Source organism: Pseudomonas fluorescens (genome assembly GCF_000730425.1).
GTDB classification, from domain to species: Bacteria; Pseudomonadota; Gammaproteobacteria; order Pseudomonadales; family Pseudomonadaceae; genus Aquipseudomonas; species Aquipseudomonas fluorescens_X.
Genome location: NZ_CP008896.1, coordinates 827243 through 842596, shown reverse-complemented (window position 1 = coordinate 842596; position 15354 = coordinate 827243). Strand labels below are relative to the sequence as shown.

Below are 15354 nucleotides of genomic sequence, written 5' to 3'. Positions count from 1 at the left end.
GCGCAAATCTGTCTAACGAATATGAAAGGCAGATGAAAAACTCGTTTATTTGGTAGGCAGACAGCTAGTGTTCAGCTAGACAATAAGGCGTGCGTGACAAACGATAACTATTTACGAAGTAGTCCTTTTCCGTAAGTGTTTTAGTGCGTGTTTACGCGGGATAAGCCGGGTTGGCAATCCATGCGGCCTGAAGAATCTTCTCTGCATCACCCTGCCAGTGCCGGTAAAGTAGGCGGTCTCTTGCCAGGGTAGTCGGATGAATAACGTGCAGTTTTTACGGGGTCAATCAAGGCCGGTCTTGATGGTGGTGTGGATGACGCTGGGGGCAGCCCATGCCGCTGGAGCCGCCGAGGAGGTAAGGCTCACGCCGTTGGCTCAGGTTCCGTCCGGGGTCGAGGTCCGGGGCAGGCAAGTGGCAGCGTACGGCTGGGATGACCGTCAGGGTCACAATCTGTTGGTCTTGGCCGAGCAGGAAGCGGGGGAGCGTGATGACGACGGTACACAGTCGGCGTCGATCTATGCGGCTCAGTACCTGTTGGAGGGGGATCGCCCCAAGCGCCTGTGGATGTTGCATGACGATGTGCAGCGCTGCGAATTCGACGCCGGCCTACACTTCGATAACGCCGCGACCCGCGTCACTGACCTGCTCGGCGACGGCCTGAGCCAAGTGACAGTGGGCTATTCGCGCACCTGCACCAGTGATGTCAGCCCCCGCGAGTTCAAGTTGATCATGCACATCGGTAAGTCGCACAAGTACGGGCTGCGCGGTGTCGACCGCTACGGTGCCAGTTGGTGGGACGAGGAGGCGGGTGCACTGCGCGGTATGCCGCTGCCGGCAGATTGCAGCGTTGCCGGACAGCAGGCGTTGGTCAGTCAATACAAGGAGCAGGGCACCGACCTGCCATTGCCAGGCTGCTACAACGACGAGCAGGACTTCGCCAAGGCGCCCGCCGGGCTGTTGGCGTTCATGCGTCAGCAGTGGTTTGCGCTGATGCAAAAACAGAACGCCGACTGGAGCCAGCAGCAGAGCCCGGCACCGGTCGAGGATGAGCCCTAGTTTGGTAGGCGGCGCCGACCTGCGTTAGACTCGGCGCTCGCCAAACCAATAAATACCGATATTAAACATAAGCTTAGTATCTGTATTTAATCTAAAGGCTGATCTATTTTGACCGAGATTTCCCGCAATCCCCTGACCCTGTACCTCTCCCGCCTGGCGCCCTCCAGCCAATTGACCATGCGCTACGTGCTGCAAGATGCTGCCGACCGCCTGGGGTTTGAAGAGATCAATCTGGAAGATATCGACTGGCATCTGTTGCAGCCCGAGCACGTGATGGCACTGGTCGCCGTGTTGCGTGAAGACGGGTACGCGCCCAATACCTCGTCGCTGTATGTCAACGCCGTGCGCGGGGTGATGAACGAAGCCTGGCGCATCAGCCTGATCAGCCAGGAACACCTGCTCAAGATGCGCTCGGTCAAGGCCACCGCCGGCACGCGCTTGAGCCAGGGGCGCAACCTGCGCCGCACCCTGATCCGCGAATTGATGGACGTCTGCGCTGCCGATCCAAGGCCACAAGGCCTGCGGGATGCGGCGGTGATCGGGATCCTCTACGGCTCGGGGATGCGCAAGTCAGAGTCGGTCAACCTCGACCTGGCCCAGGTGAATTTTGCAGAACGCAGCCTGCGGGTGATGGGCAAGGGCAACAAGGAGTTGCTCAAGTACGCACCGGCCTGGGCGTTTGCCAAGTTGCAGGCCTGGCTGGAATTTCGCCGCGAGCACTTAAAGGAAGGGGAGCAGGACGATAGCTTCCTGTTCAATCGCATCCGCCGCGGCAGCCATATCACCCGCGAACGCATCACCAAGCATGCGATTTACTACATAGCCCGCCAGCGCGGCGAACAGGTGGGGGTGAAGATCATGCCCCATGATTTCCGCCGTTCGTTCATCACCCGGGTCATCGAGGAGCATGACCTGTCCATCGCGCAGAAACTGGCGCATCACACCAATATCCAGACCACCGCCAGCTACGATGTACGCGATGACAACGAGCGGCGGCGAGCGATTGATCGGTTTGATCTTTGATCATTCGCCAGCGGACTCGCTCCTGCACACCAGTGTCTGGCGCTCGTAGTTCAGCGCCCTGTTTTGCGCCGCCAGTGCATACGGCGCGGTACAGTGCTGGTCGCCCCACTTGATCGTCAGGCTGCCCTGGTCCTCTTCAAGCAGCACCAAGGCATTGCCGCTGGGGTCGGCGATGGCCAATTGTTTGCCCGTGGCGTCTTCCAGTGAGGCGCCGAACGCCATGCGCTGGTGCTGTGCATCAAATAGCTCAAACAGCACGCGCCGCCCGCTTTTCCCGCTGTAGCGGGCCAATACCACCGCCCCGCGACGGGGTACCAGTTGCTGCGTAGCCTGGGTGATTTCAACATCACCGCCCAGGTCGCGGGTGTCGAGGCTGATCCAGTTCACCCGATAAGGCTGTGCCGAAGGCACGATGGCGTAGCCGTTGCGCCCGGTTTCAACCCCACTGTAGCTGCTGATCTTTGCCCCGCTGATGCCTGGCACCTGGGCCAGGGCAAAGGTTTCGCTGACGGTCTGCCCCAGGTTGATACCGCCGGCGTGCGCCACCACCGAACCGGCAACGTTGAGGTTTTGCGCGTCATAACCGCGACCCTGGCTGTACCCCAGGCTGAGATCGGCCATGGCGGTGCGGCTATTGAGGTTGGCCGATCCCGATTGACCGCCGGTACGGCTATGGCCGGCCTGGACCGAATAGAACACGTCGCTGGTATCGGCCACATAGCCGTTGATACCGGCCTGGGTGCTGGTGTCGCCTTGCTGGGTGCTGGTGGTGACAAAAGCCCGTGGTGCCCGGGGCTGGCTGCCCAAGGGGAATGAAAAAGACAGGTTGAGCTGCGTATCGGAGTCAGGTGCGCCCCAACGGGCAATCTGTTTGGTACGTGTCACGCCCAGGTTGTAGCTCAGGTCGCCCCAGTTGCTGTTGTAGCCGGCGGAAAAGCTCTGGGCGCCGCCGCGGTTCCAATAGCGCTGGTCGCTGGCGTTCACGTAGAGGCTGCCGAACTCGCGGTTGCGCCCGATACTTTGGTTGATCGTCAGGTCAGTGCGGGTTTTCGAATTGCCGGTGCGCTTGACGGCACCTTCGCTGGTGTCTTCGACGTGATCGGTCAGGGTGCGGTACCCCTCGGTCGAGTAACGATACGCGGCCAGGGTGAAGTTAGTGTCAGTGCCGGCAAAGGTCTTGGCATACAACGCGCGCACACTGTTGCCCTGGGTCGTTTGCCCCTGGGCAGCGCTCGACGAGTGCGTGACATCCATCGACACGGCGCCCAGCGATGTGTTCCTGCCCGCCCCCAGGGAGAGCGCCTTGTAGTCTTCGCTGACTTGCAGGCCGACAATCGCGCTGAGGTTGCTGGTAAGGCCGTAGGCGAGGGTGCTGCTGACAAATTGCGGGCTCGCCAAGCCATTGGCGTTGCTGCTGAATTTACCGGCAGAAACGCTGTATTTGACCTGGCCTTCACGCACCATGATCGGCAGGCTGGAGAACGCCTGTGTGGTGATGTGACGACGGCCGTCGGCTTCGATGATGGTGATTTCCAGGTCGCCGTTCGAGCCACTGGGGTAGATATCGTTGATCTCGAAAGGCCCTGGCGCAACGTTGGCGGTGTAGAGGATGTAGTCGTTCTGGCGGATTTCTACCGTGGCATTGGTCTGCGCCACGCCACGGATCACCGGGGCATAACCGCGCTCGCTGTCGGCACGCATGCCTTCATCGGAGGCCAGCTTCAAGCCACGGTAGCGCACGCTGTCGAACAGGTCGGTATCGGAAAAAATCTCGCCGGCACTGAACTGCCCCTTGAGCGCCGTCACGTCATGCTGCACGTAGCTGCGGTTGCTGGTGAAGTTGCTCGCACGCCCGGTGCCGCTGCTCAGGTTCGATTCGTTGCGCAGGCGCCATGCGCCCAGGTTGATGCCGTTGCGCAGCCCCAGGTTGTTATTGATACGCGTCTCATAGTCGCCCGCGGTGCGGCTGCTGTTGAGTTGATAGTTGATAAATGCCGCCGGCACGCCATCGTCCCAGAGCTGGGGGTCGACATAGCCGCGCATGCCGCGTTGCATCGCGACCTGCGGAATACTCGCCGCCAGGCGCAGACGGCTGGTGTCATAGCGCAGGGTGGCCTGGTCGATCAGCGTCGGCAGGTCGTAGCAGTCCTGGGGTTGGCTGGGGTCGAGCTTGCCCTGGGCTTGCAAAAGAGGCATGTCGATCCCCAGTTGCTTGAGCAAGTCCTGGGTCAGGCAGGCGTCGACCCGACCGGTCTGCGGGTTGCGCTTGAAGTCGATGTCGCGCCGGCCCACCAGCACCTCGTTACTGTACAGGTCGACCCGGTAGTTACCGGGCAGCACGCTGTTGGCCGACAGCAGTTGTTGCAGGTCTACCGACGATTGTGCACCTTGCAAAAAGGTGGTGTTGAACACTTCCAGGGACGGCTCATCGGCAACGGCCCAAGCAGGCGAGCCGACAAGAATCGCCAGGAACAGCGCACTTAACTTGAGTGATGTACACGTTGCCGGCGCGCATGAAGTGCGCTCGCTTGATATGTAATGATTGGGCCTGTTGCCTAAAAGAAAGAACATGCAAAGAACCTATATCATCCCTGTTTATCGGACAGGCGAGGCACGCGAGTACGCACTCGAGTCGAACCCGCAAGTTTAAGGGGAATACTTATTGCCTGGCGCGAGCCTCAGTGGCCTTGGCCGTCAGGCCCGTGGAAAGTTGTGCGGTGTATTTATCTTGTGCGCCATAGTCGTTAATGCTGGAGAAAGATAACTGCACGGCATCTTGGCCGTTGAGTTGTTTGACGCTGAACTGTTTTTCGGCCCCCGGCGCAATCATTGTCGAGTCGGCAGCCAGTTCAGTCTGTTGCCCGGCCTGCAGTTTTATATCGGCCATGGACACGTGATACAGCGTCGGATTCTTTACCGTCAGCTGCGACTTCGCGCCGCGCTTTTGCAGTTGCCACTCCAGGTGCGCCGGTGCCGACAAGGCATTGCCTGGCAAACCGGGCGGGCGGAAAAATATCTTGATGCGCTGGCGCACTGCCAGTTGCAAGGTGTTATCCGAAGCAGCGGCCTGGGGGATCTCCTGCACATTGAGCCAGATCACTGATTCACGATCCACCGGCATGCCCGTGCCCTGGTAGAGAACCCGCAGCAACTGCTGTTCCTTGGCAAAGATCCGGGCCAGGGGGGGCGTCACGGCGAACGATGCCGCGTTGGCGTGAGTGTCGTTGGTGTCGACCCAGGATTGAATCAAGACATCCTGGTTACCGTTACGCACGGTGATATTGGCTTCCTTGTGCTCGCCATCAAACACGATGCGGGTGGCGCTCAGTGAAATGCTGGCGGCGGCCTGGGTCGCCATAAGCAGGGCCAACAGCCCCAGGCCTGCGGCAATGGAACGAGGCAACATGATGTCTACCGTTTGTGGGTCGGATAAATGGCGAGGCCCGAAAGCCTCGCGCATGGCAATTACAGCGTGGGGGTTATTCGTATTGCAGGATGAACGGCAGGGTCGCGTCACCGCGACCAGCGGTAGAGGCGCCGGGGGCACCGGTCGTGACGTAGGCTGCGGCAAAGCTCAAGGTCGCGTCGCCGCCTTCGGCACTTTGGCCGTGCATGGCGCTTTGAATACGGGCGCTCGTCGGGGAGCTGAGGTCGATCAGCGCACCTTGGCTGTCGAGCAGGGCGATGCCGACGTTGCTGGCGCTGCCGTTGCCCGGGGTCAGTGCGAGGACTTTCTTGTCGGTGACCAGGCCCGATCCGCCGCTGTTGGCGTCAAAGATCATCGCCACTTTGGTGCCCAGGTTGCAGTTCACGTTGAGGTTGAAGTCTTTGGCGGTCACGCGACCCGAGGCCGGGTTTTCGGCGGTGCCCATGTCTTTGATCGAGACCGAGCCCATGTCCACCGAGATCACGCGATCGGAGTTGGCGCCGTCGACCGAGCAGGCGTCGTTGTTGATCACGCCGGTGAAAGTGATTTTGCCGTTGCCGCCCGAGGTCGGGGTCGGAACAACAGGATCTTCGGCAAATGCACTGCTGCTGGCGGCAATAACTGACACAGCGATAAGGGCCAGGGAAAACTTCTTCATGATGATGTCCGTTAGTGTTGATTGTAGAGGCGGGTTGAAACTGCCAACGAACAATAGTAAATCTGGGCCTTATAGAGAATAAGACGATTCTTATAACGCGTTGCCGAGGGGAATTGATTTGGAGAAATTGCGCTTAATTAAATAAAGTCTAGTTGAAAATGTTTTGGGCCAGGCAGTAAGTCAATAAGTCCTGGTCACTGCTTACTTCAAGCTTGCGCATGGCGGATATTTTTTGTGCGCTGATGGTTTTTGAACTTCTATTCTGGCTGCGTGCAATATCACTGACACTTTTGCCCGAGATGAATAAACGCAATATCTCGAACTCCTTTGGCGACAGGGTTGAAAAACGTTCATCAATTGCCGTCATCGAATCGATCACCGAGGTCTTGGCCGGTTCCAGGCTCCGATAGTGCGCCTGTTGGGCAATAGACTTGAGGGCGACCTGGATTTCCGTATGCAACTGGCTTTTCTGGATGACCCCCACCACTCCCAACTCTTGCAGGCGCGTGAGAATCAGATGATTGGAGATCATCGTCAGGATCAGCACCTGCACCTCGGGGAAATGGCGCTTGAGGTATTCCACCAACTTCAGGCCGTCGCCATAAGGCGAGTCGCCCGGCATGTTGTAATCGGTGATCACTATGTCGATAGGCTGCTGCTCCAGTAACGCAATGAGACCCGCTGAACAGATGGCTTCGCCAACCACTTGGAAGTGCTCGTCGCGCTCCACGAGTTCTCGCACCCCTAGAAGCACGATGGGGTGATCGTCTGCAATAACCACAGTAAAGGTTTTCATAAGGGCTGGCCGTCGTGCTGGTTCGATGAGTGGGAGGGGGCCATGCGCGTGCGCGCCAGGGGAGGCGATGGGCTCATGGCGGCGCCCCGAGCAAGGCTGATAACCGCGTCATGACGTGTTTTATCTGCTGTTCCAGCGTGTTATTCAGCCGGCCGGCTGCCAACTGGCTTTCCAGCTCGATACACGCCTGGGCCAAGCCAAGCGCCTGTACGGCACCCAGTGCGCCTGCCGTCGAGTGCAAGATTTCGGCCAGGCGCCGGCCATCACGTTGTTCAAGCGCGGCGCTAATGCGCTGTAGATCATGCTGCACGCTGCTGATAAACAACGGACGCATTTTGTCTGACATCTGAACCGTGTCAATCACCGGCGGCGCGGCGCGTGCCGTCGGTTTGCACAGTTTGATCAATTGCGCGCGCAGGGTTTGCAGGCTCAAGGGTTTGACCAGCCAGGCATTCATCCCGACCGCCAGGCAACGCATGCCTTCTTCGCGCATGGCATTGGCGGTGACGCCAATGATCGGCAAGTGCGGATCGTGTTCCCTGAGGGTGCGAGCCAGTTCGTAGCCATTCATCAACGGCATATTGACGTCCGTCAGGACCAGGTCGAAGGCCTGGGGTTGCCACAGGTGCATGGCCTGCTCGCCATTGTCTGCCAGCGTCACCGTACAGCCCAGCGCTTGCAGTTGTTCCTGGATGATGGCCTGGTTCACCGGGTTGTCCTCGGCGACCAGGATGCGCAAGTCCAACTGCCCGGCGCTCTGTTGTTCGGTGTGCAGCACCGCCTCCTGCTTACCTTGCTGCGTCAGCGCCACCACCGATGCAATGGCACGCACATCATGCATATCCACTTCCCAGCCGCTGGCGCTGTGCAGCGGTGGGCTGTGCGCCCCCGGCACACACAGCACCCGCGGCCCCGCCCAGGGCAACAGCGGGGTGGCGGGCAACACATCGACCAGCACCGCCTGCGTACTCTGTTGGGCCAGGGGCAGCGCGGCCACTGAGGCCTGGATACCCAGGCGGCCGAGCCAGGCGCACAGCGACTCTGCCAATTCGCGCACCGGCGCCTGCACATACACCGGTGTAGTACTCGGTTCAATGGGCACAAGCCCCGGCAGTTCGCCATGACCTGCCGGCAAGTTCATTTTCAGGGTGAAACTGCTGCCCAGGCCGGGTTCGCTGACGACCTTGATCTGGCCGTCCATCATTTCGGCGAGCCAGCGACAGATTGGCAGGCCCAGTCCTGCGCCGCCTTGGCCAGCGGTGTCCGGGGCCTGGTAGAACACGTCGAACAGTTTGGCTTGTTGTGCCTGGCTGATACCCACGCCGGAGTCGGTCACTTGCCATTCCAGGTCGACGCTCTCGGGGCTACGGCGAATCGCCCTGGCGCGAATCACCACACGTCCTATGTCAGTAAACTTCAGCGCATTGCTCACCAGGTTGTTGAGGATCTGACGGATGCGCATCGGGTCGCCCACCACGCAGTCCGGCAATTGCGCGTCGATGCAGCCATACAGTTGCAAGCCCTTGCGCTGGGCGAAGGCGGCGTAGGTGTGCAGGGTGTCTTCGAGCATGTCCAGCGGGCAAAACTCGATGGATTCGATTGCCATCTGCCCGGATTCGATCTTCGACACATCGAGCACATCGCTGATCAATTGGAACAACGTGGCAGATGAGCGCTGGATGGTGTGCAGGTAGGTTTTCTGGCGTGGGTCCAGGGGCGTCAAGCCGAGCAATTCCAGGGTGCCGAGCACGCCATACAGTGGCGTGCGTATTTCATGGCTCATGGTTGCCAGGAACAGCGTCTTGGCCTCATTGGCTGCGTCGGCAGCACGTCGGGCCTCTTCCAGGGCCGCAGCGTCCTCGATATGCCGGGTGACGTCGCTGAACGCATACAGCCGCACATCCTGACCCTGATAACGGGTCGAGACAAAGCCGACCTGCAGGTGTCGGCCTTCGATTTCCAGGTGGGTTTCGCCACTGTCGGCGTTGTCGTGGGAGCGGCTGAGGGCCGCCACCAGCCTGGCGGTGCCGGGCCATTGCTGGGCGCGCTGATTTTCGATCAACACCTGGCCATCCGCGCGGCCCACCACACACAGGCCGGTGGGCGCCGTGTCGATGATCACCCGGCTGAAGGCCACGCTTTCGGCGATACGTTCGTGGGCCTGGCGCGCCGGGTAAACCACTTGCCTGCGGTACCAACGGTTGCCCGCCCAGACGATCGCCAGGACCGTACAGAGAAATAACGCGAGGCTCGTCAGTGGCCACAGGGCATAGCGAAAAAAGTGCTTGTAGCTGATCCCGTAGATCGCCGTCCACTGTGACTCGGCGTTGTGGGTGATTTTGAACTCCAGGCCGTCGGCGCGAAAGTTCAGCCCATCCCCCAAAGAGGATGCTTGAACCTGGGGTCCCGTCAACGTCTGCCCGGCGGGGGCGATCAGGGTGAACCGGTCATAGATGGACGACGCCATGGTGCGTTCCACATCGTTGACATGCGCCATATCCAACAGGGTGGCAACCATCACCTGGTTGCGGCCTTGCTCGGCGCGCAAGACCTGGGGGCTGAGGGTCACGCCGATGTACGCCAAGAGCTGAGGGGCCGCCGAGGCATTGCCGGAGGGGGCGTAGGCTTCCCAGTAAAGCCGGTCGTCCACCCGGGGCAACTGGCCAAGCCTTTGTTGCACGGCGTAGGCCTGTTCGGCCGAGGGGCCGTTGAACGGAGTTTTGCCGCCACGCTGGTAGCCGACCGCCGGCACCGCCATGTGGTAGTTGACCAGGCGATTGAAGATAAACGTGTGGGGCGAAGCGTAGGGCGACGATGACCAGAAGGCGCTGTAGTAGCTCGCCAGATGCGCCCCAAGGGCAAACAGCTTCTGCTGCTCGCCGGCCGTGAGCCGTTGCGCATCGAACTGGGCACTGAAGGGCACCGAAAAGGCAAACTCGCGACCTTCATAGCGGGTGTTGTGCGCGTCCAGCCACTGGCCTTTGAGGCTGGCCTGGACGTTCTTGTCGCTGACCAGCTCGCGCTGAATAAGCGGCTGCGTCAGGTTCCTGAGGAAGGCTTCCTGCTCCTGGATGTTTTCCATCAGCCGGGCAAAATGAAACGCCACGGCTGCACGCTGTTCATCGATGATCCGCGCCAGCGCCCAGTAACTGGTGCCGGCCAGCAGCAACGCGACGCCAAGCACCACCATCAGCCCTTTGTTCAAGCGCAGTGAGCTGCGGGTGAAGGCTTCCAGGATCGCGTTGTTATGCTTCATTGATGGTTTTCGCAGGCGGATGAAAAATCGGCGCTGGATGGAGTTTACTCCTTATATAGGCTAGAAAAGTGCAGCCGTGGGCTAATGAGGTGTCGCAGGGCCATCATTGTTCAACAACTGTTGAAACTGTTCTGACGAGACCGCGTGAGAGATCAGGAAACCCTGCACCTGGGTGCAGTCGATTTTGCGCAGCAGCGCCAGTTGCTGGGGCGTTTCGACACCTTCGGCGACGACTGTCAGCCCCAGTTTGCGGCCCAGCGCGATGATGCTGGCCAGGGCCGAAGCCATGCCTTCGTTGTCATGGCAGCCCTGTACCAGCGCCTGGTCGATCTTCAGCTCGGTGAACGGGGTCGAGACCAGGTTCAGGTAGGAGCTGTAGCCTTTGCCGAAATCGTCCTGGGACAGGCCAAACCCCTTGATGCGCAAGCGGCAGGCGCCAGCGTAGAAGTTGCTGATGTCCTGGGGGACGGAGCATTCCATCAGCTCGAAGCAAATCATCCCCGGGATGCCCTGGTGCTCCAGGACAAACGCCAGCAGCCGGTCTGCCAGGTCATGGCTGTTGAGCAGGTGGGTCGGCAAGTTGATCGACACAGGGACTTCATAGCCGCGCTGGCGCCAGCGCTCCTGGGCATGAATGGCCTGCTTGAGCACCACCCACAACAGGCGCTCCTCCATCTCGAAGGTCTTGATCGCGGGCAGGAAAGCGGCAGGCAACATGACCCCTTGCTCGGGGTGCATCCAGCGTACCAGTGCTTCAGCGGCAACGATCCGGCCGTTGGCCAGGGATTTTTTCGGCTGGAACCAAGCCTGGATTTGCCCGCTGCCCATTGCCTGGATAAGCGTATGCCGGTCAATTTTCGGTGCCGTGGGCGGTGGCGGCGAAGGGCTACGGTCCTTGTGATTGAGTTGGCTCACCAGGCTGCGCAGGGCATCGGCTGCCACCGGTTTGGAAATCAGCCCGATGACTTTCACATCGAGGTTTTTCGCCACCAGGCTGGCGGCCATCAACATGCGTCGCGACGCGGCGCTCATGATTGCCAGCGCAGGCTTGCAGCGCAGGGTCGCCAGGCTCTGGATAAACTGCACACCGTCCATGCCTGGCATCAGCAGGTCGGTCAGCACCAGGTCGAAATCACGCTGGCGCAGCCGTTCCAGTGCCTCGTTCCCATCCTGGGCGGCTTCCAGCATGAAGTCGCCCAGTTCATGGAGCAGGTTCTGCAGGTACAGGTGCTGCAGGGGATGGTCCTCGACGATCAAAATACTATAGGGCTTCATGGGGGATCCGTGCGTAAGGCTCCAGGTAGTTGAAGAGGACCCGCAACGCAAACGGTTTGACCAGGCAATGGTTCATTCCGGCGGCCAGGCACAGGTCGGCCTCACCGCGCATGGCGTTGGCGGTTGCGCCAATGATGGGCAGCGCGCAACCCTGGCTGCGCAGCTCCCGGGCTAACTCATAGCCGTTGACTCTGGGCATATTCACATCCGTCAGTACCACATCGAAGTTGGAGGCCTTGCACAGTTGCAGCGCTTCTTGACCATCGCAGGCCAACTCCACGGTGCAGCCAAGCTCCTCAAGCTGGTCGCGCAAGATCAATTGATTGATAACGTTGTCCTCGGCCACCAGCACATGCAGGTTGAGCTTGCGCAGTTCACGTGGGTGCGCCTGCTCGTCGACCCTGGCCACCCATAACCCCTGCGCCTGGCTGACCGCCTGGTGAATCGCGCTCAATTGGTTGAGGTTGGCATGCCAGGTCCCCGTCTCGGCCCGCTGGCCATTGCAGCTGTTGCCGCTGACCAGGATCACCGGCCCCGGCCAATCGGGCATCAGGGGTTGTTCGATGGCGCCGGGATGCAGTTCCAGCAGCAACTGGCCGTCGGGATGGGTCGGCTGGCCGATCTGGGCGCGGGCCCCCCAGCGGCGCAGCCAACCGCTGATGGATTGAGCGAGTTCGGGAATGGGCGAGACCACATACACCGTCTCCGCCAGCAAGCTGCTCATGGGGGTGCAGGGTGCCTCTTCGAGCGGCAGGGTCAGGCTGAAGCTGCTGCCCAGGCCCAGTTCGCTGACCATGCGGATATGCCCATTCATCAACTGCGTCAGGCGTTGGCAAATCGGCAATCCGAGCCCGGTGCCCGCCACGACGTTGGTGTTGCCTTCGCTTTGATAGAAAGGCTCGAAAATCATCGCCTGGTCTTCCTGGGCAATGCCTTTGCCGGTATCGGACACTTGCCACAATACGCTGGAGCGCTCGTCATCGCGGTCGAGCAACTTGACCCGCAGCACCACGCGCCCGTAGTCGGTGAATTTCACCGCATTGCTCAACAGATTGTTGAGGATCTGCCGTAGACGGGTGACATCGCCCATCAGCCGCTCGGGCAACTTGGGGTCAAAGCAGGCGTAGAGCTGCAGGCCCTTGCCCATGGCGGCGGCGGCATAGCCCTGGATGATTTCGTTGACCAGGTCCAGGGGCGAGAACTCACTCAATTCCAGCGCCAGCTGCCCGGCCTCGATTTTTGACACATCCAGCACATCGCAGATCAGCTGCAGCAAGGTGGCCGAAGAGCCCTCTATGGCATGCAGATAGTCTTTTTGCTGAGCGTCAAGTTGCGTGCGGGCCAGCAGTTCCAGGGTGCCCAGCACACCGTACAGCGGCGTGCGGATTTCGTGACTCATGGTCGCCAGGAACAGGGTTTTCGCAGCATTCGCCGCATCGGCCGATTGCCGGGCCTCTTCCAGGGCCGCTTCCACCTGCTTGCGCGCACTGATGTCGCTGAATGCACAAAACAGCACGTCCTCGCCTCTATAGCGCGTGGGTGCGCTGCTGAGGTAAAGGTGGCGCCCGTCGAGGGTCTCGAAGTAGTCACAGTGCCCGGAAGGTGCGCCATCGAATGCCTGGCGGATCCAGCCGGCGCATAGGGCTTCACGCTCCAGGGCCGTACCCAGCCATTGCTGGGCCAGGGTGTTTTCCAGTACCACCTGGCCGTCGGTGCGCCGCAGCACGCACAGGGCTACCGGTGCGGTCTGGATCACGTCGCGGCCGAAGGCTTCGCTTTCAATCAGTGCCTGGATGCCATTGATCGACGGGAGGATGTAGCGTTGATTGACCCGGCGCATCAGCAGCCAGATCAGCGTCACGCTAAACAGGCAAAACACCAGCGATCCGAGCAGCTCGCGCCACAATCCGCGCACCACATCGCGCAGGTTGATCGAGTACATCAGTTGCCAGTCCGATGATTTCAGGCGCTTGCGAATCACCAGGTGATCCGGCACCAGGCCCGTGCCGACAAACCCGAAAAAATTCTCGCCCTTGGGCTTGAGCAGCGACTGGTCCAACCGTGGATCATGGCTGTTGGTGAACACCAGCATGCCCTGGGAGTTGAGCATCATGAACTCGCCCGCACTCTGGTCATTGAGGGTCGTGGACACTTCGTGGCTTTCCATCTCCAGACCCAGCCAGCCGGAGCCTGTGTCGCGTTCATCCAGCAGAATGAACAGGTAGAGGTGGGAGTGCCCTTCGGTCTGGTCGCTGAGCCAGAGTTCGCCGGGGTCCAAGGCATTCTGGCGCTTCAGCGACCTGAGGCGATTGAGCATGCACTTGGAAAACGGCAAGACCTGTGGCGTGGAGTCGTAGAGCCGGGTCAGTTGTGGATTGGCGCCGGCGGTCACGTAGAGCAGGTTGACCTGCTTGGCCTTCAGGTAACTGCGCATGCGCGAGGTCAGCCAGATGCTCCACTGGTGGCTTGGCATATTGCCCAACAGCAGACGTTGCTCCTCGTTTGAGGCCGGGTAGACCTGGGCCTTGGCCTGTGCGGATTTGCGCACTGCCGACAGGCTCAGGCTTTCGAGCAGCGCTTCACGGGTGGTGAAAAATGTGTGGGCCTCGGCAATGGCGCTGCTCATATAGCCGCGCCGCTGGGAGATGTCATTGTTGAAGGTCGAGAGCAGAAACGTATAGACACCGCTCAAGATGCCGATCAGCAACACGGCGGCGAAAAGACGAAGCAGCCTTCTGGCTGCTTCAGGACGGGACAGGACGGGATTGATCTGGAGCAGATAACTTTTAAATCGCATCAGCGGATCTTAATAGGCCGCCGGCGTCCTGGGCATAAGACGATCCTTAAAAGCCGGGCGGCGCCTATTTGTAGAACATATCGACCACCACTGCCGCATCGAACGCGCCGGGAACCGGCAGGGTGCGCCACTTCACGTCAGCCCTGAAGTCCTGGCGGGTGGTCTGGTTGGCACCCGCCATCTGGGCCAGGGGGAACCACTCGTTAAAGGGCAGGTGTTGAAGGGTGTGGTCCCAAGACAAGGCGATGCCCACCGAGCTGTTGTTGGCCGGCACCAACAAGCCATTGACCACGCTCCCGCCGCCCGGTGTGGTCGCAAAGCGGGCGCTCACGGTGTAGGGGGTATCGCAGGCTTTGCGCAGGCTCAAGTTAAAGGTGGCGGTGCTGGCCACTTCACCGATCTGTGCCTTGCGCGAGGGCGTGGGGAAACTCACCACACTGGGGGTAATCGTCAGGTCGGGTGTGCAGGGCACGAAGCGGATGTCTTTTATGCCGGTGACGATGTAGTTGAGGTTACTGTAGGGACGGTTGTTGAGACCTGTAATACCGTCCAGTTGAAACACCCGGTACTGCGACAGGGTACTGGCCTGGCCGTTTTGCGGCGTGGTGCCAAACTTCTCGATAAACACGCTGAAGTTGAGGGTGAACCGGGCCTTGTCCCAGCCGACACAATTGGCCAGGCAGCCGCGGTCAGAGTAGAAGCCAGTGCCGTACTTGCCGCTGCTTTGGGTGATAGGCACTGAGTTGTAGCGGATCCCGGCACGAATGCCTTGACCGATGCTGACGCTCGCCGGGTTCAGGTAAAAGTACACTTCCTCGCGCCCATGGTTGAAGTCATCCTTGCAGATCACGTTGACCGAGCGTGGGCCCGACTCCCAGATTATCGTGCCATCCGGCGCATCGGCGGCCACTGCCAGCGCAGTGCCCAGGGGAGCGGTGTCGGAGACCGAGCCACTGCCGTCCACCCGACAGGCCAGCGCATAACTGGTAGCGGGGAGGGCTGCGCAGACAAGCAGGGTGGCCAGTAACAGATCTTTAAAATGTGACATAGGTTGGTGCTCCCCGC

At 60.4% G+C, this 15354-nt stretch carries 10 protein-coding genes; 2 read left to right on the top strand and 8 right to left on the bottom strand.

What is annotated here, in order from left to right:
* Positions 1-256 precede the first annotated feature (256 nt).
* Together HZ99_RS03490 and HZ99_RS03485 are read left to right on the top strand one after the other, a co-directional pair.
* Entirely contained in the window at positions 257-1057 is an 801-nt protein-coding gene (locus HZ99_RS03490) for a M949_RS01915 family surface polysaccharide biosynthesis protein (protein ID WP_038441352.1), read from the top strand.
* Between the two features lie 108 nt (positions 1058-1165).
* Complete coding sequence (locus HZ99_RS03485) at positions 1166-2080, top strand: site-specific integrase (RefSeq protein WP_038441351.1); 915 nt, start codon at positions 1166-1168, stop codon at positions 2078-2080.
* Here HZ99_RS03485 and HZ99_RS03480 read toward each other — a convergent pair whose 3' ends face one another.
* From HZ99_RS03480 to HZ99_RS03445, 8 genes are all read right to left on the bottom strand, one after another.
* Complete coding sequence (locus HZ99_RS03480; RefSeq protein WP_080727653.1) at positions 2081-4651, bottom strand: fimbria/pilus outer membrane usher protein; 2571 nt, start codon at positions 4649-4651, stop codon at positions 2081-2083.
* A gap of 88 nt (positions 4652-4739) precedes the next feature.
* Positions 4740-5486, bottom strand: coding sequence for a molecular chaperone (locus HZ99_RS03475; protein ID WP_038441350.1), 747 nt, complete (start codon positions 5484-5486; stop codon positions 4740-4742).
* Positions 5487-5559: 73 nt separating this feature from the next.
* Complete coding sequence (locus HZ99_RS03470) at positions 5560-6165, bottom strand: fimbrial protein (RefSeq protein ID WP_038441349.1); 606 nt, start codon at positions 6163-6165, stop codon at positions 5560-5562.
* A gap of 148 nt (positions 6166-6313) precedes the next feature.
* The gene (locus HZ99_RS03465) at positions 6314-6961 is read right to left on the bottom strand and encodes a response regulator (protein WP_038441348.1); all 648 of its coding nucleotides are present in this window, start codon (positions 6959-6961) and stop codon (positions 6314-6316) included.
* 73 nt (positions 6962-7034) lie between these two features.
* Positions 7035-10217 (bottom strand): hybrid sensor histidine kinase/response regulator, encoded by a 3183-nt coding sequence (locus HZ99_RS03460; protein WP_038441347.1) that lies wholly within the window; start codon positions 10215-10217, stop codon positions 7035-7037.
* An 81-nt stretch (positions 10218-10298) separates the two neighbouring features.
* Positions 10299-11492, bottom strand: coding sequence for an EAL domain-containing protein (locus HZ99_RS03455; RefSeq protein ID WP_038441343.1), 1194 nt, complete (start codon positions 11490-11492; stop codon positions 10299-10301).
* Entirely contained in the window at positions 11479-14289 is a 2811-nt protein-coding gene (locus HZ99_RS03450) for an ATP-binding protein (RefSeq protein WP_038441340.1), read from the bottom strand. The genes HZ99_RS03455 and HZ99_RS03450 overlap by 14 nt, the downstream gene beginning before the upstream one ends.
* Before the next feature lie 64 nt (positions 14290-14353).
* Entirely contained in the window at positions 14354-15337 is a 984-nt protein-coding gene (locus HZ99_RS03445; protein ID WP_038441338.1) for a fimbrial protein, read from the bottom strand.
* Positions 15338-15354 lie beyond the last annotated feature (17 nt).

Bases quoted from the DNA above. Each gene is read 5' to 3' on its own strand.
- HZ99_RS03490 (WP_038441352.1), top strand. From the start codon at position 257: ATGAATAACGTGCAGTTTTTACGGGGTCAATCAAGGCCGGTCTTGATG.
- HZ99_RS03480 (WP_080727653.1), bottom strand. From the start codon at position 4,651: ATGTTCTTTCTTTTAGGCAACAGGCCCAATCATTACATATCAAGCGAG.
- HZ99_RS03475 (WP_038441350.1), bottom strand. From the start codon at position 5,486: ATGTTGCCTCGTTCCATTGCCGCAGGCCTGGGGCTGTTGGCCCTGCTT.
- HZ99_RS03470 (WP_038441349.1), bottom strand. From the start codon at position 6,165: ATGAAGAAGTTTTCCCTGGCCCTTATCGCTGTGTCAGTTATTGCCGCC.
- HZ99_RS03465 (WP_038441348.1), bottom strand. From the start codon at position 6,961: ATGAAAACCTTTACTGTGGTTATTGCAGACGATCACCCCATCGTGCTT.
- HZ99_RS03460 (WP_038441347.1), bottom strand. From the start codon at position 10,217: ATGAAGCATAACAACGCGATCCTGGAAGCCTTCACCCGCAGCTCACTG.
- HZ99_RS03455 (WP_038441343.1), bottom strand. From the start codon at position 11,492: ATGAAGCCCTATAGTATTTTGATCGTCGAGGACCATCCCCTGCAGCAC.
- HZ99_RS03450 (WP_038441340.1), bottom strand. From the start codon at position 14,289: ATGCGATTTAAAAGTTATCTGCTCCAGATCAATCCCGTCCTGTCCCGT.
- HZ99_RS03445 (WP_038441338.1), bottom strand. From the start codon at position 15,337: ATGTCACATTTTAAAGATCTGTTACTGGCCACCCTGCTTGTCTGCGCA.